Source organism: Pseudonocardia thermophila (assembly GCF_900142365.1).
GTDB lineage: Bacteria > Actinomycetota > Actinomycetes > Mycobacteriales > Pseudonocardiaceae > Pseudonocardia > Pseudonocardia thermophila.
In genome coordinates this window covers 159912-180012 of the sequence record NZ_FRAP01000014.1, presented here as the reverse complement: position 1 = coordinate 180012, position 20101 = coordinate 159912, and the positions used below count along the sequence as shown (strand labels likewise).

The 20101-nt window shown below is 74.2% G+C and carries 18 protein-coding genes and 1 pseudogene; 8 read left to right on the top strand and 11 right to left on the bottom strand.

The window, feature by feature from the left end; genetic code table 11:
• Positions 1 to 60 precede the first annotated feature (60 nt).
• A complete protein-coding gene (locus BUE41_RS18815; RefSeq protein WP_073458422.1) occupies positions 61 to 1014 on the top strand; it encodes a 4-hydroxy-3-methylbut-2-enyl diphosphate reductase in 954 nt (317 codons plus the stop codon).
• Here BUE41_RS18815 and BUE41_RS18810 read toward each other — a convergent pair.
• The 5 genes from BUE41_RS18810 to BUE41_RS18790 all read right to left on the bottom strand — a co-directional run bounded on the left by BUE41_RS18810 (position 950) and on the right by BUE41_RS18790 (position 5807).
• Positions 950 to 1573 (bottom strand): DUF6542 domain-containing protein, encoded by a 624-nt coding sequence (locus BUE41_RS18810; protein ID WP_073458421.1) that lies wholly within the window; start codon positions 1571 to 1573, stop codon positions 950 to 952. The two genes, BUE41_RS18815 and BUE41_RS18810, sit on opposite strands and share 65 nt — an antisense overlap.
• Positions 1574 to 1643: 70 nt before the next feature.
• On the bottom strand, positions 1644 to 3116 hold the full coding sequence (locus BUE41_RS18805) for a DNA recombination protein RmuC (RefSeq protein WP_073458420.1): 1473 nt from the start codon (positions 3114 to 3116) through the stop codon (positions 1644 to 1646).
• A 291-nt stretch (positions 3117 to 3407) separates the two neighbouring features.
• Positions 3408 to 3902, bottom strand: a complete 495-nt coding sequence (locus tag BUE41_RS18800) for a methylated-DNA--[protein]-cysteine S-methyltransferase (protein WP_073458419.1) — start codon at positions 3900 to 3902, stop codon at positions 3408 to 3410.
• Positions 3899 to 5368 (bottom strand): DNA-3-methyladenine glycosylase 2 family protein, encoded by a 1470-nt coding sequence (locus BUE41_RS18795; protein ID WP_200804006.1) that lies wholly within the window; start codon positions 5366 to 5368, stop codon positions 3899 to 3901. The genes BUE41_RS18800 and BUE41_RS18795 overlap by 4 nt, the downstream gene beginning before the upstream one ends.
• A 64-nt stretch (positions 5369 to 5432) precedes the next feature.
• Positions 5433 to 5807 carry a hypothetical protein gene (locus tag BUE41_RS18790; protein WP_143172237.1) on the bottom strand — a complete coding sequence of 125 codons (375 nt, stop codon included), beginning with the start codon at positions 5805 to 5807 and terminating at the stop codon, positions 5433 to 5435.
• Between the two features lie 159 nt (positions 5808 to 5966).
• Between BUE41_RS18790 and BUE41_RS18785 the strand changes: the two genes are divergently transcribed.
• The 3 genes from BUE41_RS18785 to BUE41_RS18775 all read left to right on the top strand — a co-directional run bounded on the left by BUE41_RS18785 (position 5967) and on the right by BUE41_RS18775 (position 8806).
• Positions 5967 to 7007: a serine/threonine-protein kinase gene (locus BUE41_RS18785; protein WP_073458416.1), complete on the top strand. Its 1041-nt coding sequence runs from the start codon at positions 5967 to 5969 to the stop codon at positions 7005 to 7007.
• Positions 7008 to 7028: 21 nt separating this feature from the next.
• Positions 7029 to 8102, top strand: coding sequence for a redox-regulated ATPase YchF (ychF, locus tag BUE41_RS18780; protein WP_073458415.1), 1074 nt, complete (start codon positions 7029 to 7031; stop codon positions 8100 to 8102).
• 329 nt (positions 8103 to 8431) lie between these two features.
• Positions 8432 to 8806 (top strand): DUF4345 domain-containing protein, encoded by a 375-nt coding sequence (locus BUE41_RS18775; protein ID WP_073458414.1) that lies wholly within the window; start codon positions 8432 to 8434, stop codon positions 8804 to 8806.
• Between the two features lie 15 nt (positions 8807 to 8821).
• On the opposite strand, the pseudogene BUE41_RS32960 reads toward BUE41_RS18775, so the two are convergent.
• From BUE41_RS32960 to BUE41_RS18760, 3 genes and pseudogenes are all read right to left on the bottom strand, one after another.
• Positions 8822 to 9843: pseudogene (locus BUE41_RS32960) on the bottom strand (helix-turn-helix domain-containing protein).
• The gene (locus BUE41_RS18765) at positions 9818 to 10582 is read right to left on the bottom strand and encodes a nucleotidyltransferase domain-containing protein (protein ID WP_073458413.1); all 765 of its coding nucleotides are present in this window, start codon (positions 10580 to 10582) and stop codon (positions 9818 to 9820) included. The pseudogene BUE41_RS32960 and the gene BUE41_RS18765 overlap by 26 nt, the downstream one beginning before the upstream one ends.
• 12 nt (positions 10583 to 10594) lie before the next feature.
• A complete protein-coding gene (locus BUE41_RS18760; RefSeq protein WP_143172236.1) occupies positions 10595 to 11242 on the bottom strand; it encodes an N-formylglutamate amidohydrolase in 648 nt (215 codons plus the stop codon).
• Positions 11243 to 11320: 78 nt separating this feature from the next.
• Here BUE41_RS18760 and BUE41_RS29780 point away from each other — a divergent pair, with 78 nt between their 5' ends.
• The gene (locus tag BUE41_RS29780) at positions 11321 to 12328 is read left to right on the top strand and encodes a GNAT family N-acetyltransferase (RefSeq protein ID WP_234997402.1); all 1008 of its coding nucleotides are present in this window, start codon (positions 11321 to 11323) and stop codon (positions 12326 to 12328) included.
• Here BUE41_RS29780 and BUE41_RS18750 read toward each other — a convergent pair.
• Positions 12325 to 12882 (bottom strand): TetR/AcrR family transcriptional regulator, encoded by a 558-nt coding sequence (locus BUE41_RS18750; RefSeq protein ID WP_234997401.1) that lies wholly within the window; start codon positions 12880 to 12882, stop codon positions 12325 to 12327. The genes BUE41_RS29780 and BUE41_RS18750 overlap by 4 nt on opposite strands.
• A gap of 97 nt (positions 12883 to 12979) precedes the next feature.
• Between BUE41_RS18750 and BUE41_RS18745 the strand changes: the two genes are divergently transcribed.
• A complete protein-coding gene (locus BUE41_RS18745; protein WP_073458411.1) occupies positions 12980 to 13936 on the top strand; it encodes an SDR family NAD(P)-dependent oxidoreductase in 957 nt (318 codons plus the stop codon).
• Between the two features lie 3 nt (positions 13937 to 13939).
• Here BUE41_RS18745 and BUE41_RS18740 read toward each other — a convergent pair whose 3' ends face one another.
• Positions 13940 to 16072, bottom strand: coding sequence for a molybdopterin-containing oxidoreductase family protein (locus tag BUE41_RS18740; protein WP_073458410.1), 2133 nt, complete (start codon positions 16070 to 16072; stop codon positions 13940 to 13942).
• A gap of 211 nt (positions 16073 to 16283) precedes the next feature.
• Here BUE41_RS18740 and BUE41_RS18735 point away from each other — a divergent pair, with 211 nt between their 5' ends.
• The gene (locus BUE41_RS18735) at positions 16284 to 17459 is read left to right on the top strand and encodes an AraC-like ligand-binding domain-containing protein (protein WP_073458409.1); all 1176 of its coding nucleotides are present in this window, start codon (positions 16284 to 16286) and stop codon (positions 17457 to 17459) included.
• A gap of 535 nt (positions 17460 to 17994) precedes the next feature.
• Here the strand turns inward: BUE41_RS18735 and BUE41_RS18725 are convergent.
• Entirely contained in the window at positions 17995 to 19068 is a 1074-nt protein-coding gene (locus tag BUE41_RS18725; RefSeq protein ID WP_073458407.1) for a 3-deoxy-7-phosphoheptulonate synthase, read from the bottom strand.
• Positions 19069 to 19311: 243 nt separating this feature from the next.
• Here BUE41_RS18725 and BUE41_RS18720 point away from each other — a divergent pair, with 243 nt between their 5' ends.
• A complete protein-coding gene (locus tag BUE41_RS18720) occupies positions 19312 to 20100 on the top strand; it encodes a carbon-nitrogen hydrolase family protein (protein ID WP_073458406.1) in 789 nt (262 codons plus the stop codon).
• Position 20101 lies beyond the last annotated feature (1 nt).

Genomic DNA, 20101 nt, shown 5'->3' with positions numbered 1-20101 from the left:
GGCCGTGCCGCGGGGCACACGGACGGGCCGGTCCGCGCGGTGGTCCGTAGGCTGGGAGCCATGCCCGGATCGAGCAGCAAGCGTGTCCTGCTGGCCAAGCCGCGTGGTTACTGCGCAGGCGTCGACCGGGCCGTGGAGGCCGTGGAGCGCGCGCTGGAGAAGCACGGCGCCCCGGTCTACGTGCGCAAGCAGATCGTCCACAACGTCCACGTCGTGAAGACCCTCGCCGAGCGCGGCGCCGTCTTCGTCGACGAGACCGACGACGTGCCGGAGGGTGCGATCGTGGTGTTCTCCGCGCACGGGGTGTCGCCCGCGGTGCGCGAGCAGGCCGCCCGGCGCAGCCTGCGCACCATCGACGCCACCTGCCCGCTGGTCACGAAGGTGCACAACGAGGCGAAGCGGTTCGCCCGCGAGGGCTTCGACATCCTGCTCGTCGGGCACGCCGGCCACGAGGAGGTGGAGGGCACCTCGGGTGAGGCGCCCGAGCACATCCAGCTCGTCGAGTCCGTGGCCGACGTCGACAAGGTCACCGTGCGCGACCCGGAGAAGGTCGTGTGGCTGTCGCAGACCACGCTCTCCGTCGACGAGACGATGGAGATCGTGCGGGCCCTGCGCGAGCGCTTCCCCACGCTGCAGGACCCGCCGAGCGACGACATCTGCTACGCCACCCAGAACCGGCAGGTCGCGGTGAAGGCCATGGCGCCGCAGTGCGACCTCGTGCTGGTCGTCGGGTCGCGCAACTCGTCGAACTCGGTGCGGCTGGTCGAGGTGGCGCTGCAGGCCGGGGCCGGCGCGGCGCGGCTGATCGACTACGCGCGCGACATCCAGCCGGAGTGGCTCGACGGGGTCGAGACGATCGGCGTCACGAGCGGCGCCTCCGTGCCGGAGGTGCTGGTGCGGGGGGTGCTCGACCTGCTCGCGGAGAAGGGCTGGGACCAGGTCGAGGAGTTCACGACCGCCGAGGAGACGCTGGTCTTCTCGCTGCCCCGCGAGCTGCGTCCCGCTCGCGCCTGACCCGCGTCGCCGCCGCCGACGATCCCCGGGCGGGCCGGCGCTCCTCGGTCGCTCCCGGGCGCTCGCGCGTGGCCGACGGGCGGTCCCGCCGGACCGGCTCGCCCGCGCGGGCGGGCTTCTTGTCCAGCGACGGGGTGCGGCGGATGCGCTGCGTCGCCATGCGGAACAGCCCGAGCGCCACGCCGGCGGCGGTGGTGCCCGCCATCGTCGGGAACGCGTTGACCAGCGGCGCTCCGATCTGCAGCAGGCGCTCGGCCATGCCGGTGCCGGGCTTCGGGTCGCCGGCGATCAGCACCACCGCCGGCACTGCGAAGGCCAGCAGCAGCGGCGGCGCGACCATCGGCCCGAACAGCCCGTCGCGGCGCACCCAGGCGACCGCGAGCACGCACCCGGCGACGTACAGCACGGTGAAGGCCAGCCCGAGCGTGCCCTTGGTCATCAGGTCGACGAGCACACCCAGCACCGTCAGGCCGGTCGCGATCGCGAGCGCCACCGTGGCCGACAGGCCGAGCACCGAGGGGAGGATCGAGCGCTCGCCCACGGGCCAGGTCTGGGTCACGGGAGCACGATAGATCGTCCCCGGTCAGGACGTGCGCCGACGTGCCCCCGGATCGGGTGAGCGGCTCCGATCAGCCGTGCGTGCCGTCCGCCATCTCGTGCAGGTCGATCAACGATTCGGACGCGGACGCGACCAGCTCGGGCGCGGAGAGCCGGCGCGGTGCGCGATCGACCTGCCCGATCTCGGGCAGCTCGTCGTCGGAGACGTGCAGCTCGGTGAGTTTGCGCGCGGTGACCAGCACCCGCGTCTCCAGGGAGGCGACCGTGCGGTTGTACGCCTCCACGGCGGCGTCGAGCCCGCGGCCCAGCTTGGCCACGTGCGTGCCCATCGTGGCCAACCGGCCGTGCAGCTCCTTGCCGAGCTGGTGCACCTGCGCCGCGTTGCGGGCCAGCGCCTCCTGCCGCCACGTGTACGCGACGGTGCGCAGCAGCGCGATCAGCGTGGTCGGGGTGGCGATCACGACGTTCTGCGAGAACGCGTGCTCCAGCAGCGTCGGATCGGCCTGCAGCGCGGCCTGCAGGAACGGGTCGCCGGGCACGAACAGCACCACGAACTCCGGTGACGGGTCGAACACCGCCCAGTACGACTTCGCAGCGAGCTGGTCGACGTGCTGGCGCAGCTGGCGGGCGTGCGCGGCCAGGCGCTCGGCGTGGACCTTCGCGTCGGCGGCCTCGACCGCCTCCAGGTACGCCGCGAACGGCACCTTGGCGTCGACGACGATCTGCTTGCCGCCGGCCAGGTGCACGACCAGGTCGGGGCGCACGCCGCCGTCCGCGGTCTGCGCACTGACCTGGGTGGAGAAGTCGCAGTGCTCCACCATGCCGGCCAGCTGCACGATCCGCTCCAGCTGCAGCTCGCCCCAGCGACCGCGTTGATGCGGCGCGCGCAGCGCGTTGACCAGTGCCTTCGTCTCGTTCTTGAGCTGCTCCGAGCTCTGGCGCATCGCGTTGACCTGCTCGCGGAGGCTGGCGTAGGCGGCCTCGCGCTCCTTCTCGACGGTGCGCAGCTGGCCCTCGACCCGGGTGAGCGCGGCGGCGACCGGATCCAGCAGCTTGCTCACCGCGGCGGCCTTCTCGGCGTCCTCGGCCGCGGACTTCGCCGCCAGCGCCGACGCGGCCTCCTTGATGCGCGTCTCGGCCAGCGCGACGAACTGCTCGTTGTTGCGGGCCAGCGCATCGGCCGACAGGGCCGCGAACGCCTGTTTCAGCTCCTGGTCGCGCGCCGCGAGCAGCTCCTCGCGGCGCTGGCCGGCCTCCCGCTCGGCACGCAGCGCGGCCTGCGCCGCGGCGGCTTCGGCCTCGGCGCGGCGCAACCGTTCGGTGGTGCGGTCGTGCGCCTCGCCGAGCTCGTCGAGCCGCTCCAGCAGGCTCGCCCGCTCGGCGCGCAGCGCGGCCGCGTCGGCCCGCAGGATGGCGTTGCCCTCGGCCACCGCGCGCGCCGATTCCGCGGCGGCCGTGCGGCCGCGGGCGAGCAGCACGAGGTAGGCAGTACCGCCGCCGAGCGCCAGCCCGACGATCAGGCCGATGAGCAGCGAGGTGTCCATGGGGTCACCCTGCACACCGGTACCGACGATTTCGGGCAGGCGCGCCGCCGGGGACACCTCCGATGCGGTGAACGGTCGAACAGCGGTTCGAGCGGTCGGTGGATGTGGCCGGCGTCATGGTCCGGGCTGGTCCGGGGCCGTCGGGACCCGTCCGGCCGATCAGGTCCGCACGCCCACCGGATGTCACCCGAACGGGCTATGGTGGACCGGTCCGATCCGCCGCCGACGGCCCTTCCGTGGGCACCGTTCCTCACGGAAGGGCCGTTCGCGCAGATCCGGTCCGCGGACGGTTCAGGGGCGCGACTCGTGGGCGAGCAGCGCCTCCTTCACGGCCGTGCCCCAGCGGAACCCGCGCATCGTGCCGTCGGTGCCCAGTACCCGGTGGCAGGGCACGAACAGCGCCGCCGCGTTCCGCGCGCACGCCGCCGCGGCCGCTCGGACCGCGGTGGGCCGGCCCGCCTTCGCGGCGAACTCCCGGTACGTGACCGGCGCACCCGGCGGGACCGTCCGCAGCACCTCCCACGCGTGCTCGATGAACGGCCCGGACCGCTGCCGCACCGGGATCGCGCCGACCGCGGTGAGGTCCCCGTCGTGGTAGCGGACGACCGCGTCGGCGACCGCGCCGATGTCGCCCTCGACGAGCTCGGCGGGGCGCAGGGTGGGGTGGATGACCGGCAGCAGCGCGTCGACGTCGGCGGTCCAGCCGGAGGCGAGCACGGCGCCGTCCGCGTCGACGATCACGGTGAACGGCGCGATCGGGGTCGGGATCGTCGCGTAGGTGCTCATGCGGGAACTCCTTCGAGGTAGGTGCGCCACAGGTGGTTGGCGGCGTACGACCGCCACGGCGCCCACCGCCGGGCGTGGGCGGCGAGGCCCGCCTGATCGGCCGGCAGGCCCAGGAGGCCCGCGCCGCGGCGGACCGCGAGGTCGGAGGCGAGCAGCTCATCGGGGTCGCCGAGCAGCCGCATGGCGATGCACCCCGCGGTCCACGGGCCGATGCCGGGCAGGGCCAGGAGCTGGCGGCGCAGCTCGGCGCCGTCGCAGCCGGGGTCGAGCACGAGCCGGCCCTCGGCGATCTCGGTGGCGAGCCCGACGATCGTCGCGATGCGCCGCTTCGGCCCGTAGAGGACCTCGGCGCCCCGCTCGGCGATCACCTCCGGGGTGGGGAAGAGCAGACCGGGCCCGTCGGCGGCCAGCGCGGGCGGCAGCCGCTCGCCGAGCGCCTCGGCCAGCCGCGCCGCCGCAGTGCGGGCCGCCGCCGTGGACACCTGCTGGCCGAGCACGACCCGCAGCGCCACCTCGGGCCCGTCCACGGCGCCGGGGATGCGGATCCCGGGCGCCGCCGCCACCGCGGGCGCGAGCAGGGGATCGGCGGAGAGCACCTCGTCGATCGCGACGGGATCGGCGTCCAGGTCGAGCAGCCGGCGCAGCCGGGACACGGTCGGACCGAGATCGCGCGGATCGGTCATCCGCAGCGTCGCCACGACGTGTCCCTCGCGCGGCTCCAGCGCCACCGTCGCCGCGCCGTGCGGCAGCCGCAGCGTGCGCCGGAACACCCCGTCCTCCAGCGACTCCACGCCCGGCACCGCGGTCGCGGACAGGAACGCGAACAGTCCGCCGAAGTGGATCGGCGACCGGTACGGCAGCCGCAGCACCACGGTGCCGGCGGCGGCCGGGCCCGCGCCGCGGCGGCCGGCCTCGCGGCGCAGCACCGTCGGCGGCACCCCGTAGACCTCGCGGACGGTGTCGTTGAACTGCCGCACGCTGGAGAACCCCGCGGCGAACGCGATGTCGGCCATCGCCATCGGCGTCGTCTCGATGAGCAGCCGCGCGGTGTGCGCCCGGTGGGCGCGGGCGAGCGCGAGCGGCCCGGCGCCCAGCTCTTGGGTCAGCACCCGGGTGAGGTGGCGTTCCGAGTAGCCGAGCCGACGGGCCAGCCCGGGCACGCCCACCCGCTCCACCACGCCGTCGGCGATGAGCCGCATCGCGCGAGCGGCGAGATCGGCCCGCACGTTCCACTCCGGCGAGCCGGGGACGGCGTCGGGCAGGCAGCGCCGGCAGGCGCGGTAGCCGCGCTGCTGGGCGGCGCCGGCGGTGGGCAGGAACTCCACGTTCGACCGCTTCGGCGTCGTGGCGGGGCAGGACGGCCGGCAGTAGATGCCGGTCGTCTTCACCGCGGTGATGAACTGGCCGTCGAAGCGCGCGTCGCGCGCAGCGACGGCCCGGTAGCAGCGATCGGGGTCGAGGACCACGCCCTGGACTCTGCCACCGTCTTCCCGCCCGGACTGGCGGGATTCGGACACGGCAGCGTGAGGCTCAGCGGCCTCTGCAGACCCGACCCTTCATCCGGCCGTCTCGGCAGGCCTTGCGGATGCGGTCGTCGCGATCGTCGTCATCGTCGTCGGCGCGCGGTGAGCGGGGCTTCGCCTGCTGGGTCGGCTTCGGGGTGAGCTCGCGCTGGATCTCCTCGGCGCGGCGCAGCGCCGGCGTCGCGCCCAGCTGCGCGATCTGCTGACCGGTGACCGCGGGCCCGTCCCCGGAGGGCGGCTCGGTCGGGAACGAGGGCAGCTCCACCGACTCGACGGGGGCGGGTTCGGTCACCGGGCGCGGCATCACGAGCACCGCCGTACTGCTCGCGACCAGCGCGCCCGCCACGGAACACGCGACCAGCCAACGGGGTGGAAGCCGCACGCACTCACCTCCTGCACGGGGCGCGCCATGCTACCGGGTGACGGGGAGGACGGCCGGCGGTGGGCGCCGCGGTCGTGCGCTCGACCGTCCGCGTGAACCACGCGGCGTCGTCGGCGGCGTCGCAGGTGTGGATCGCCGCGCGCGGGGGACCATCTCGGCATGACCGAGCAGCGGGAACGGGACGCGACGATCGTCGCGGACCGGTACCTGCTGGGCGAGCTGCTCGGCCGGGGCTCGTTCGCGGAGGTGCGCAAGGCGCGGGACCTGCGCACCGGCGAGATGGTCGCCGTCAAGGTCTACCGGGCCGAGGGCTCGGTGCAGGACCGCGCCCGCCAGCGCCGCGAGCTCGCCCTGCTGGGGCGGCTGCGGCATCCGGCACTGGTCGGGATGCGCGACAGCGGCGTCACCGACGGGCGTCCGTTCGTCGTCACCGACCTCGTCGAGGGCCCCACCCTGTCCCAGCGGATCCGCGAAGGCGCGCTGCCGCCCGCCGAGGTCCGCCGGATCGGCGCGCAGCTCGCGGCCGGGCTGGCGCACGTCCACGCCGCGGGCATCGTCCACCGCGACGTCAAGCCGGCGAACGTCCTGCTGGGCGACGGCTCGCAGGCGCGGCTGGCCGACTTCGGCATCGCCGTCGCCATCGACGGCACGGTCGCCACCGACGAGGGCTGCGTGGTCGGCACCGTCGCCTACCTGTCGCCGGAGCAGGCCCGCGGCCAGCAGGTCGGGCCCCCCACGGACGTGTGGTCGCTCGGCCTGGTCCTGCTGGAGGCGCTCACCGGGCGCCGCGAGTACCCGGGCCCGGCGCCGGAGGCGGCGATGGCGCGGCTGTTCCGCCGTCCCGAGGTGCCCCCCGGGCTGCCCGCCGATCTCGCGGCGATCCTGCGCTCGATGACCGATCCCGATCCTGCGCGGCGGCCGTCCGCGGCCACGGTGGCGCGCCTGCTCGCCGGGTCGTCCCGGACCGGGACGGGCGCGCACCGCCGCGCTCCCCGGCGCCGCATCGGCGCCCGGTGGCGGGCGCTGCTCGGGGTGGCCACGGTCCTCCTGGCGGGTTCGGCGGCCGTGGTGGTGGCGGTGAGCCCGGGGTCCTCGGAAGCGCCCGCGGCTGTGCTGGACCTCCCGGCGCTGGACCTCCCGGCGCTGGACCTCCCGGCGCTGGACCTCCCGGCGCTGGACGTCCCGACGGTGCAGGACTGAGCACGACTACCCTGGATCCTCGTGTCACTCACCCTCGGGATCGTCGGGCTGCCCAACGTCGGCAAGTCGACGCTGTTCAACGCGCTGACGCGCAACGACGTGCTGGCCGCGAACTACCCGTTCGCGACGATCGAGCCCAACGTCGGGGTGGTGCCGCTGCCCGATCCGCGGCTGGACGAGCTGGCTGCGATGTTCAACTCGGCGCGGATCGTCCCCGCCACCGTGTCGTTCGTGGACATCGCCGGGATCGTCCGCGGTGCCTCCGAGGGGCAGGGCCTCGGCAACAAGTTCCTCGCCAACATCCGCGAGTCCGACGCCATCTGCCAGGTGGTGCGCGTCTTCTCCGATCCCGACGTCGTCCACGTCGACAACCGGGTCGATCCGGCCGCCGACATCGAGACGATCTCCACCGAGCTGATCCTCGCCGACCTCCAGACCCTGGAGAAGGCGCTGCCGCGCCTGCAGAAGGAGGCGCGCACCCACAAGGACCGCCGCGAGCCGCTCGAGGCCGCCGAGCGCGCCGTCGAGATCCTCAACAGCGGCAAGACCCTCTTCCAGGCCGGCGTCGACCGGGCCCCGCTGCGCGAGCTGTCCCTGCTCACCATCAAACCGTTCCTGTACGTCTTCAACTCCGACGAGGCCGTCCTCACCGACGAGGCCCGCCGCAAGGAACTGGCCGAGCTCGTCGCCCCGGCCGACTGCGTCTTCCTCGACGCCAAGGTCGAGTCCGAACTCCTCGAGCTCGACGAGGAGTCCGCAGCCGAACTCCTCGAGTCGATCGGCCAGCCCGAACCCGGCCTGCGCGCCCTCGCCCGCGCCGGCTTCCACACCCTCGGCCTGCAGACCTTCCTCACCGCAGGCCCGAAGGAGGCCCGCGCCTGGACGATCCGCCGCGGCGCCACCGCCCCTCAGGCCGCCGGCGTGATCCACAGCGACTTCGAGCGCGGCTTCATCAAGGCCGAGATCGTCTCCTACGACGACCTCGTCGAGGCCGGATCGATGGCCGCCGCCCGCGCCGCCGGCAAGGTGCGGATGGAGGGCAAGGACTACGTCATGGCCGACGGCGACGTGGTGGAGTTCCGCTTCAACGTCTGATCCTCACTGTCTGATCCTCACTGTCTGATCCTCACCGTCTGATCGCTCCGGCCGTCCGGGTGGAGCAGCCGCATCGATCCGATGCGGCGATGCCGCGGTGGTGCGGACGCCGTGGCGACCCGCCGGCTTCCCGGTCGTCTCCGTCGGCCGCCGGACCACGGCGCAGCTCGTGGCGGATCCCGGCAGGATCGCGAGGAGAGACAGCGTCGGCGACCGAGCTCGCCCCCGGGGCACCGCCGCGGCGCACCGGCGAGATCGCGCCACCGCGGTGCGCTTGACCGTCCGCGCTTCGACCTGCGAGACGGAGCTGTGCTCCGCACAATGAGCCGATGGCGGCGCTGCGAACCCTCGGACGCCTCGTCGGCCGGGCCTGCATCGCGATCGGCGGCCTCCAGCTCCTCGGCGGAGCACGCGCCGAACCGGGGATGCCCACCGACGCGACGGTCGACTCGCACGTGCGCTTCATGGGGCCCGTCTTCGCCGGCTACGGCGTGGCGTGGCTCGACGCGGCACGGGCCGACGAACCCGACCTCACCCGCATGCGGCTCCTCGCCGGTCTCATGGCCCTGGGCGGCATCGGCCGTCTCCTGACCCGGGCGAGCCTCGGCCGCCCGCACACGTTCCACGACCTCCTGCTCGCCGTGGAACTCGCGGCACCGGTCGCCGTGGAGATCGCCCGGCGCGCCGATGCCGGGCGCGCCTGATCCTCCCGTGCTTCGTCAGGGCGAGGCCGAGATCGCCTCGCCTCCGGCCATGTGACGCACTCCGGCGCCATGGAATCCGCGACTCGCCGTCGCAGAAGGCGCACCTCGCCCATCGGCGACTGCGCTGCGCGGCACTGCGGTGCGTTCACCGCGACCCCACCGCCACGAGCCGAGCCGCGACCGGCTCCAACGCCCGGACCACCTCCTCCCGTTCCTCGCCGGACCACACTGCGACGCAGGAGCAGCCAGCAGATCGGTCCGTTCCTCGATCCGCCGCTCGACGGTCCGCCCGAGAGCGGTGAACCGCCCATCCCCGTCGATCAACCCCCGCTCCCGCAACCCGGCCATGACGGAGGCGAGCGCGGAACGAGGCAGGTGGTGGATCCGCCCGAACGACTCCGGCGGATGGATCCCCATGTCGACGGTCGCGAGGACGTGCGCCTCCGTTCCCCCGGTGCCCTCGACGACGAGGGCGGCGACGTGCCGTCCCCGCGGTGCTCCCGCAGCACGGTCACGCAGTGCCACAGCCTGGCCAGCGGCTCGCCGGACACCGGAAGGGCGCAGGGCGCGCCACCCCGCGTGGACGATCCGCCCCGCGACGGGGCGCTCACGGCGGCGCGGGCGACGAGGTCCGCCGCGCGCGCCGCCCCGGGCGAGTCAGCCAGCTCCCCGAGGATCTGCCGCAGCGCGGTGACGCTCCCGCGCCGCCACGCCTCGAACGACGCCGCCGGTGCGACGGCCTCCCACGCGCTCGGGATGTGGCGGGCGACCTCGCCGTCGGCGAAGCTGTAGATCGCTGCGGCCACGGCCACGGCCGCGGCCGGCACCGCCCCAGCGGGAAGGCCCGCGCGACGGAGTAACCGTCCCAGTGAGTCCGGTGCCCCCCCAACGCGGCCGGCTCCTCCGCCGGCTCCTCGGCGGAGTAGGTGACCAGGCAGATCGGGTCCAGCAGTTCGTACGTGCGGCGGGCGAACGTGGGCATGCCCACGAGTCTCGCCGCCCGCCGGCGATTCATCGGGCCGCCGCCGCCACCGCATCCGCGCACAGCCGCCGCGCCGCCCCGATCACCCACGTCAACCGCGGCGGATCCGGCGCCAGCCCGGCCAGCAGCTCGTCGACCCCGCGCAACCCGGCCCGGGTGAGCAGCGTCTTCTCGTTCGTCACCCATTCCCCCCGCGCAGCCAGCACCGCGTGCGCGGCCTGCGTGGCCGCTTGGGCGACGAGCCCCGCGACCTGGGCGACCCTGCCGTGCGCCGCGTGCCCGGTGGCGTAGTCGAGGGTCATCGCCGCGCTCTGCCACCACGCCCGCCGGGCGGCGGCGCGCAGCGCGGCCGGGTACTCGTCGACGACGGGCAGGCTGCCGTGCAGCACCCGGTTGATCGCCACCTCGGCGACGATCAGGTAGGTGGGGATGCCGGCGAGGTGGAACAGCAGGTGCTCGATGCGCACCCGGCCGGCTCGCGCCTCGGCGATCTCGTGCTCGACGACGTCGAGATCGCGGTAGTGCACGTCGGTGTGCCGGCCGTCGATCTCCAGCCACGCGCCGCCGTTGTAGACCCCGCCGCCCCAGCCGCCGATCGGGGAGACTTCACCGGGCCAGCCGAGGTCGCGCAGGTCCTGCGGGTCGAACGGGCCGCGGTAGTAGATCGCGAGGTCCCAGTCGCTGTCCGGGCGGTGCGTGCCCTGGGCGCGAGACCCGCCGAGCGCGACGGCCTCGACGTGCGGGAGGGCGGCGAGCCGCTCGGTCACGTGGTCGAGGAACACGGCGTCGTCCATCGTCGGATGGTCTCAGCGGGGTCCGTGTTCCGCAGCCGCGATGCGCTGCACCGCCCGCAGCAGGGCGAGGTAGGCCAGCGGCATCGACGGGTGGGTGGGGTCGTAGCAGTCCCAGGTCAGCTCCACCTGCACGGCGCGCCGCCCGGCGCGCTGCAGCGCCGCGGTGACGGTGCGCTTGCGCGCCGGGAACGGCCAGTTCACCGCTGTCCGCAGGCCGGCGGCGACCGCTTCCTCGACGAGCGGCTGCCACAGCCCGTCGGCGAGGTCAGGCACCGGCCCGAGTCCGACGCACACCTCCACGCCGCGGTCGCGCATCATGTGCAGGTCCACGACCGGCGCGTCGGGGCTGAGCCGGGCCAGCCGCGCGGTGTAGGGGTGTCCGGTGTCCCAGTTCGGGTCTGCGGCCTGCGGGCCGTGCGTGCGGATCCCCGCCGCGCCGACCGCTCTGGCCAGCGCGAACGCGAGCCGACCTGTGCCGCGTTCGGCGCGCTTCTCGGCGCCGTCGCGGACGTGGTCCACCTCGTGCGGGGCGGACAGGACGACGCCGTGGCCCGCCGTGGTCTCCCAGCCGCCGGTCGGCCCGTGCTCCACGACGCCGCGCATCCCGCCGAGCGCGCGCAGCGCGCCGACGTCGGGAACGCCGGATCGGGCCGTGACCACGGTCAACGCTAACGCGGCGAACCGGGTCCGCGCCCGAGTCACTCGTCGGCGCGCCCGGCACGGGCTATGGTCGGTCGGGTGCACGCGCCGGTGCCGCCGCTGCCCGCCGAGGACCATCGTTGCCCGTCGTGCGGGCTCGCGTACGCCGAACTGACGGTCGAGGCCGCCACCGCGACGGTGGCGGAGGCCTCGGCCGCGGCCGCCGCGGCGCTGACCGAGGTGCCGCCGCACCGGCTGCGGGTGGCGCCCGACCCGGGCACGTGGTCGCCGCTGGAGTACCTGTGCCATCTGCGCGACGTCGCGATCACCTCGACGATCCGCCTGCACCGGGCGCGCACCGAGGATCGGCCGGTGGCCGAGCCGATGCTCGCCGATCTGCGCGCCCAGCGCTTCCGCTACGCCGAGGCCGATCCCGCCGCGGTGCTCGACGAGCTGCACCGCGCGGTGGCGGGGTTGGTCGAGGAGATCGGGCGCCTCGGTGCGGACGACTGGGCGCACACCGTCACCCGGTTCCCCGGCGAGGAGCGCACTGCGCGCTGGCTGGTGCGCAACGCCGCGCACGAGCTGCGCCACCACGTCGCCGACCTGCGCCACGCGGGCACGGTCGAGATCGTGGTGCGGCCGCGGGCCGAGGCCGACGTGGCCGTGCTGATCGCGGTGCTGCGCGACGTGCGCCGCCGCGACGGCTATCCGCTGCACATGCAACACGACCTGGGCGACTGGCTGTGCGGCACGCCCGTCATCGGCGCCTGGGTGGCCGATCACGGCGGCGGGGTCGTCGGGCACGTGGCGCTGCGGCTGCCCGAGCCGGACGATCCGGTGGCCGCGCTGGTCGGCGAGCCGGTCGCGGTCGTGTGCCGGCTGTTCGTGGCCCGGGATGAGCGGGGCAAGGGGCTGGGGGAACGGCTGGTGCGCGCGGCGTGGCGGGAGGCGGCCGCTCGCGGCCTGCGACCCGCGCTGGACGTGCTGACCCGCGAGGCCGCGGCCGTCGCGCTCTACGAGCGGATGGGCTGGCAGCGGGTCGGGGAGATCACGCACACGATCGACGGCGGGGCCGTCCCGGCGATCTGCTTCGCGCCTCCCTAGCGGCTGCGCAGACCGTCCATCAGCAGGTCGAGCAGACGGTGGGCCTGCTCGGGATCGGTGGCCGTCAGCGTGAGGCCGTGCACGGCGGCCAGCACGTCCTCCGCCGCCACGTCGGTGCGCACGCTGCCCGCCGCCACCCCGGCCTCCAGCAGCAGGCCCACGGTCGTGAGCAGCCGGGTGCGGCTCTCGGCGAACGGGTTCTCACCCGCGCTCGCGACGGCGCGCAGGGCGTCGGCCAGTCCGCGCTTGGTGGCCACGTAGCCGACGAACCGGTCCATCCACGCCCGCAGCGCTGCGTCGGCGGGCAGGTCGCGCAGCAGCGTCGCGGCGGCCTCGCAGAGGTTGCACAGCTCGTTGCGGTAGACGGCCTCGATGAGTGCGCCCCGGGTGGGGAAGTGCCGGTAGAGGGTGCCGATGCCGACGCCCGCGTCCTTCGCGATCGACTCCAGCGGCACGTCCGGGCCGATCGTCGCGAACGCGCGCGCGGCCGTCTCGAGGAGGCATTCCCGGTTGCGCCGGGCGTCCGCACGCAGCGGACGTGTGACGGGCGCCACTATGACTCCTTCCCGGGAACTAACCGGAGGTTCCTCCACTTGTACGAGGGGAAGCGGAGGTACCTCCGCTTCCAGAGTACCGCGGGAGGAGCATGACATGACCGCACTCGCCGATCGGGCCGGAAGCCTCCACCCCCTCGCCGACCAGCGCCGAAGCACCCGATTCACCGCCACCTCCACTGCCTCCGAGGTCGTCGAGGGCCTCGATCTGCGGGGCCGGCGCGCCGTCGTCACCGGCGGCGCCTCCGGCATCGGCCTGGAGACCGCCAGGGCGCTCGCGCTCGCCGGCGCGTCGGTCACGCTCGCCGTGCGCGACGAGTACGCGGGCATGCGCGCGGCCGCCGACATCGTCGAGAGCACCGGCAACACCGACATCCTGGTCGCCAGGGTCGACCTCGCCGAGCTGGAGTCGGTGGCCGCCTTCGTCCGCACCTGGGACGGGCCGCTGCACATGCTCGTCGCCAACGCCAGCGCCGTCCCGGGCCCGCTCCTCCGCACCTCCCGGGGGCACGAGCTGCAGTTCGCCGTGAACCACCTCGGGCACTTCAAGCTCGCCACCGGGCTGTGGCCCGCACTGGCCGCCGCGGGCGACGCCCGGATCGTCACCCTCAGCTCCAGCGCCCACCTGCGCGCCCCGGTGGACCTCGACGACCTGCAGTTCACCCGCCGCCCCTACCACCCGGGCGCGGCGTACGCGCAGTCGAAGACCGCCGCCGTGCTCTTCGCCGTGGAGGCCACCCGCCGCTGGGCGGGCGACGGCATCACCGCCAACGCCGTGATGCCCGGCGGGGTGCGCACCGCGCACCGCCGTGATCCGCACGGCACCGCCGACTACGACGGTGCCGTGCGCTGGAAGACGGCCGCCCAGGGCGCCGCCACGCCGGTCCTGGTCGCGACGGCGCCCGAGCTGACCGGGATCGGCGGGCGGTACTTCGAGGACTGCGCGATCGCCGAGGAGAACGTGCCGGGCTCCCGCACCGGCTATGCCCGGCACGCGGTCGATCCCGAGACCGCCCAGCGGCTCTGGGACGCCTCGGCCGATCTCGTCCGCTGACGGCTACACCGGCTCGACCTCCACGCGGGTGTCCGAGAACGTCGGCGCGTTGCCCAGGTCGGCGAACGCGAACGGGTTGACCGCCGCGACCGTGTGACCGTCCTTGGCGTTCTTCGGCCACGTCCCCAGCGGGCACACGACCACGCCGGGTGCGACCTCGTCGCTGACCTTGGCCAGCGCGAGGAACCGGCCGCGATCGTTGCGCACGCAGACGTACTGCCCGTTCTCGATGCCGCGCTCGGCCGCGTCCTGCGGGTGGATGGTGAGGGTCTGCTCGCCCTGCACGCGCTTCTGCATCGGCTGGTCGCCCGCGCTGGAGTTGAGGTACGCGTGCGACTTCGGCGAGAGCAGGTTGAGCGGGTACACCTCGCCGCCCTCGCGCGGCGGGATGTAGTGCGGCAGCGGGTCGACGGTGCCGCCCGGCTGGTGGTCGTCGGAGAGCTGGCGGAACAGGTTGAGCACGAAGTTGCCCTGCGCCTCCAGGATGCTGGAGCGGAACTCCACCTTCCCCGACGGCGTCGGGAAGTTGCCCTCGCGGTGCGGCGCGTACTCGTCCTTCGACGGCAGGTTGAGCCGCGCCCAGCCGGTCCTGCGCAGCGATTCCAGCGTGATGCCCTGCATCGCCGGCGCCGACCAGTCGTAGGCCTGCGCGAGCAGCTCCTCGTCGGAGCGGTACAGCACCTCGTCCTCGAACCCCATCGCCCGCGACAGCCGCCGGAACAGCTCGGTGTTCGACACCGCCTCGCCCAGCGGCTCGATCGCCGGGGTGTTCAGGGTGACGTAGAAGTGGCCCCAGCTGAACATCAGATCGTGCTGCTCGAGCGCGGTCGTCGCGGGCAGCACGATGTCGGCGTACTTCGCCGTGTCGGTCAGGAAGTGCTCGCTGACGACGGTGAACAGGTCCTCGCGCTGCAGCCCGCGCTCCACCTTGTCCTGTTCGGGGCAGACGACCATCGGGTTGGAGTTGTAGACCATCAATGCGGTGATCGGGGGGTCGAGCGCGAGCTCTCCGGTGAGTGCCCGGCCGAGCAGGAACTGGTTGACCACGCGGGTGCCGGGCTTGCGCAGTTCGGGCAGCATGAACGCCGGCCAGTTCACCGGGTGCGCCCACAGCGGCAGCTGCAGCAGGCCACCGCCGACGTGCCGCCACGCTCCGACGAGCGCGGGCAGGCACGCGATCGAGCGCACCGTCTGGCCGCCGCCCGCGTGCCGCTCCACCGCCACTCCGATGCGGATCATCGACGGGTGCGTGGTCGCGTACTCGCGCGCCAGCGTGCGGATGTCGTCCGCCGGGATCCCGGTCTCCTGCGCCGCCCACTCCGGCGAGTACTGCTGCACGCGCTCGACCAGCTCGTCGTAGCCGAGGGTGTGGCGAGCGATGTAGTCGTCGTCGGTCAGGCCCTCGTTGATGATCACGTGCATCATCGCGAGGGCGAGCGCGCCGTCGGTGCCGGGCCGGATCGGGATGTGCCAATCGGCGCGCTGCGCGGTGCGGTGGCGCATCGGGTCGATGCACACGACCTTGGCACCGTTGCGCTGCGCCTCGGCGATGATCGGCCACAGGTGCAGGTTCGTGGAGATCGTGTTCGTCGCCCACAGGATGATGTAGCGGGAGTGGACGATGCTCTCCGGGTCGACTCCCGCGGTCGGCCCGATCGTCGTCGCGTACGCGGTGCAGGCGCCGGAGTCGCAGTAGGTGCGCTCGGTGACGGTCGCGCCGAGCCGGTGGAAGAACCCGTCGCCGACGGACAGCCCGTTGAGGATCCCCTGGTTGCCGAGGTAGCTGACCGGCATCACGGTCTCGCTGCCGTACTCGGCGATGCGCGCCTTGAACTGGGCCGCGATCTCGGAGAGGGCCTCGTCCCAGCTGATCCGCTCGAACCGGCCGCTGCCCTTCGGGCCGGTGCGGCGCATCGGGTGCAGCAGGCGGTCCGGGGCGTAGGTCTTGTCCTGGTAGTTGTTGACCTTCACGCACAGCCCGCCCCGGGTGAACGGGTGGTCGGGATCGCCCGTCACTGCGGTGGCGCGGCCGTCCTCGACGGTCACCAGCATCGCGCACGTGTCCGGGCAGTCGTGCGGACACGCGGCGCGGACCGTGGTCGTGGTGGGCGTCAGCGGCAGTTCGGTGGTGGTCACGCGGCAGCTCCTCGGGTCTGACCTCGGGTCCGGCCTGCGGTCGGGGTCCCGCCCCCGGGTGCGCGCCCCGGCCGCGTCGCCCGCCCATGCTGGACCCGGCTGCCGGCGGCGCGCTTGTCGTTGCGTGCCAGATGTGTGGACCTCGCGGGCCGAGCGGCCCTACCGTCGAACGGTCATGTGACCCCACCACCCGCCGGAAGGCGAGGCCACCATGACGGAGGCGCTGCGCGTCGGCCCGTTCCCGCTCGTCGGGCAGGCGGGCGGGCCCTGCACGGCCACCGACACCGCGTCGCGCCTCGACGACTGGCGCGACCTGCTCCGTTCCCACTTCGTGGCGCTCGACGTGGTCGATCCCGATCTCGACGGCCCGTTCGACAGCCGGGTGCGCAGCACCCTGCTGGGTACCGTGTCCGTCGCCGAGGTGAGCGCGCCGCCGCAGAGCGCCGTCCGCACCCGCCGCCTCAGCCGCGACGGCGACGCGTACCTGCAGATCGGCCTGCTCACCAGCGGCCGGGCGGTGGTCGAGCAGGACGGCCGGGAGGCCGAGCTGGTGCCCGGCCGGTTCGTCCTCTACGAGACCGACCGGCCGTTCGCCTGGCACCTGCAGGACCGGTGGAAGCTGCTCGTGCTGACCTGGCCGCGCCATCTGGTGGACATCTCACCGGACCGGTCCCGCTCGGTGACCGCCCGCCCGTTGGGCACGGACCGGCTCGGGGCGCTCGTCGGGCGGATGCTGGCGGAGACCGCGCAGTGCCCGCCGCAGCACGTCGACGGGCGCCGGCTCGCCGCCGAGCTGGCCGCGTTCGTCACGACGATGCTGGGCGCCTCCGACGACGACTGGCCGCACACGCGCGCGGCGGCCGACCTGCGCCGCAAGGTCGCCCGCTACATCGCCGAGCACATCGAGGACCCGGCGCTCGACGTCGAGTCGATCGCCCGTGCGCACTACATCTCGGTGCGCGGCCTGCACCGCTGCTTCGCCGGGGCCGAGCTGACCGTCGGGGCGCTGATCCGCAAGCTGCGGCTGGCCCACGCCCGCAGGCGGCTGGCTGATCCGCGCGACCGCCACCTCTCGGTCACCGACATCGCCGTGGCCTGCGGGTTCGGCGATCTGCCGACGTTCAGCCACGCGTTCAAGCAGGAGTACGGCGAGACCCCGACCAGCTACCGGCGGCGCAGCGGCGGTGACCCGGCGCTCACCGTGTACGGAGCGCTTCTCCCAGCCAGCCCACCACCATCGCCGCATCCGCCTCGGCGAGCTCGTCCGGGTAGCGGGGCAGCACGTCGTCCCACATCGACAGGCACGATCCCCGCAGCTGCAGCTGTCCTTCCGGGCGCGCCCAGAAGAACACGTGCAGGTGCGCCCCACCGTCCCCGAAGCGCGTGACGTGCGCCCGCGCGACGTGCGGCAGTGCCTCGATCGCCCGCGCCACGTGCACCGTGAGCACACCCAGCTCCCTGGCCAGCGCGTCGGGGAGATCGGCGAGATCGTGGTGGTCGCGCGGGTAGAGCACCAGGAGCAGCGGCAGACCGCCCCCGGCGACGCGCTCCAACCGCCACCGCTCGTCGAGCCAGATGCCCTCGTCGCGGCGCGCGCACGTCGGGCAGCGGGCCGGGTCGGCCCCCTGCCGCGGCGGCTCCGGCACCGGCGGCGCCAGTGGCCGCACCCGCATCAGCCCCTCGAACGGGAACGAGTACCACTCGGCGACCGGCGGGAGCGGCAGCCGGCCGTCGTCGTCCGCCGCGGCGAGGACGTGCGCGTGGAACTCCTCGGGGGACAGGGGCATGGCGCCTCCGGGGACGACCGGGCTGGGAAGACGCCGCCATTCAACCCGCGCCGCGCCGCGCCGCCCAGCACGATCGCCGCCACGCCCGGGTGGCGTCCCTGCCTCCGTCCGTACGTCCGTCCGCGCGCCGAGCCGTCAACCGCGCCGGCGCGCCACCGCCGCCGCCAGCTCGTCGAGCAGCGCGGACGTGGTGTCCCAGCCCATGCAGGCGTCGGTGACGCTCTGCCCGTAGGCCATGTCGGGGCCGAGGTCCTGGCGGCCGGGCACGAGGAAGCTCTCCATCATGATCCCGGTGACGTCGCGGTCGCCCTCGGCGATCCGGGCGGCCAGGTCGGCGACGACCTCGGCCTGGCGCACGTGGTCCTTGCCGCTGTTGCCGTGGCTCGCGTCGACGATGACCCGCCGCGGCAGCCCCGCCTCGGTGAGCCGGTCGAGCGCGGCGGAGACGTCGGCCGCGCCGTAGTTCGGGCCCCGCGACCCACCGCGCAGGATGATGTGCGCGTCCGGGTTGCCGGAGGTGGAGATCAGCGCGGCCAGCCCGTCCGGGTTGATGCCCATGAACACGTGCCGGGTGGACGCGGCGCGCACCGCGTCGACCGCGACCTGGACGTCGCCGTCGGTGCCGTTCTTGATCCCGACGGGCATCGACAGCCCGCTGACCAGCTGGCGATGCACCTGGCTGGCGGCGGTGCGAGCGCCGATCGAGCCCCACGTGACCAGGTCGGAGATGTACTGCGGGGTGATCGGGTCGAGGAACTCGCACCCCACCGGGAGCCCGAGCGAGAGCACGTCCAGCAGCAGCGCGCGGGCCGTGCGCAGACCGCGGTTGACGTCGAACGACTCGTCCAGGCCGGGGTCGTTGACCAGGCCCTTCCACCCCACGGTCGACCGCGGCTTCTCGAAGTAGGTCCGCATCACCACGAGCAAGCGGTCGGCGAGCTGCTCGGCCCGCGCGGCGAGCCGGTGCGCGTAGTCGAGCGCGGCGACCGGGTCGTGGATCGAGCACGGGCCGACGACGACGAGCAGGCGGTCGTCGCGGCCGTCGAGGACGTCGACGACCTCAGCGCGCGAGCGGGTGACGCAGTCGGCGACCAGCTCGTCGGCCGGCAGCTCGTGGCGCAGCAGGGACGGGGACAGCAGCGGGCTGATCGCGAGGGTGCGGTGGGAGTCCAGCGCTGCGACGGCGGGCTGCGCCTTCACGGGTGACATCTGCGGGCTTCCTTCGGGCTTCTCGCACCGACCCGCCGTGGGAGACGCCGAGCCGGCACTTCTCTTCCGGCTCGGGCAGGGTGGTCAGCGCAGTGGTTCGCCGGCCGACCCCACACGGGCCGGGCGGGTAAACCAGTAGTAGAAGCGCTGCACGTGTTCCACGTTACCGCACCGTTCGTCGTCGTCGAGCGGGTGGAGGCCCGGATCACGCCGGTCGCCACTGCTTCGGCATAGGCTCGGCGCATGCGCGTCGCCGTCGCCCAGATCGCCTCGACCGCCGATCCGGTGCACAACCTGTCCCTGGTCCGTGACGGGATCCGCGAAGCGGCCGAGGCCGGCGCGGCGCTCGTCGTGTTCCCGGAGGCGACGATGTGCGCGTTCGGTCATCCGCTCGGCCCGGTCGCGGAGCCGGCCGACGGCCCGTGGGCGAACGCGGTGCGCGCCGCGGCCGCCGACGCCGGGATCACCGCGGTCGTCGGCATGTTCACCCCGGCTGACGAGGGCCGGGTGCACAACACGCTGCTGGCCACCGGGCCCGGCGTCGACGCGACCTACGACAAGATCCACCTCTACGACGCGTTCGGCTTCACCGAGTCGCGCACGGTCGCGCCCGGGGCCAAACCGGTCTCGATCACCGTCGACGGGCTGCAGGTCGGCCTCGCCACCTGCTACGACGTGCGGTTCCCCGCGCTGTTCCAACTGCTGGCCGCCGACGGGGCGCAGGTGATCGTGCTGCCCGCCTCGTGGGGCGACGGGCCGGGCAAGCGCGAGCAGTGGGACCTGCTCGTGCGGGCCAGGGCGCTGGACTCCACCGCCTACGTCGTGGCGTGCGACCAGGCCGATCCGCGCACGGTCGGCCGCGACCCGGGCTCGGCGCCCGCCGGGATCGGGGCGAGCCTGGTGGCCGGACCGCTCGGGCAGGTGGTCGCCCAGCTGGACCGGGAGCCCGCGCTGCTGCTGGCCGATCTCGACCCGGAAGCCGTCGCAGCCGCCCGCAAGACCGTGCCCGTCCTGGCGAACCGGCGGATCTGAC

Coding starts and splice junctions, on each gene's coding strand:
- BUE41_RS18815 (WP_073458422.1), top strand. CDS start 61: ATGCCCGGATCGAGCAGCAAGCGTGTCCTGCTGGCCAAGCCGCGTGGT.
- BUE41_RS18805 (WP_073458420.1), bottom strand. CDS start 3,116: ATGGACACCTCGCTGCTCATCGGCCTGATCGTCGGGCTGGCGCTCGGC.
- BUE41_RS18800 (WP_073458419.1), bottom strand. CDS start 3,902: ATGAGCACCTACGCGACGATCCCGACCCCGATCGCGCCGTTCACCGTG.
- BUE41_RS18785 (WP_073458416.1), top strand. CDS start 5,967: ATGACCGAGCAGCGGGAACGGGACGCGACGATCGTCGCGGACCGGTAC.
- BUE41_RS18775 (WP_073458414.1), top strand. CDS start 8,432: ATGGCGGCGCTGCGAACCCTCGGACGCCTCGTCGGCCGGGCCTGCATC.
- BUE41_RS18765 (WP_073458413.1), bottom strand. CDS start 10,582: ATGGACGACGCCGTGTTCCTCGACCACGTGACCGAGCGGCTCGCCGCC.
- BUE41_RS18745 (WP_073458411.1), top strand. CDS start 12,980: ATGACCGCACTCGCCGATCGGGCCGGAAGCCTCCACCCCCTCGCCGAC.
- BUE41_RS18735 (WP_073458409.1), top strand. CDS start 16,284: ATGACGGAGGCGCTGCGCGTCGGCCCGTTCCCGCTCGTCGGGCAGGCG.
- BUE41_RS18725 (WP_073458407.1), bottom strand. CDS start 19,068: ATGTCACCCGTGAAGGCGCAGCCCGCCGTCGCAGCGCTGGACTCCCAC.
- BUE41_RS18720 (WP_073458406.1), top strand. CDS start 19,312: ATGCGCGTCGCCGTCGCCCAGATCGCCTCGACCGCCGATCCGGTGCAC.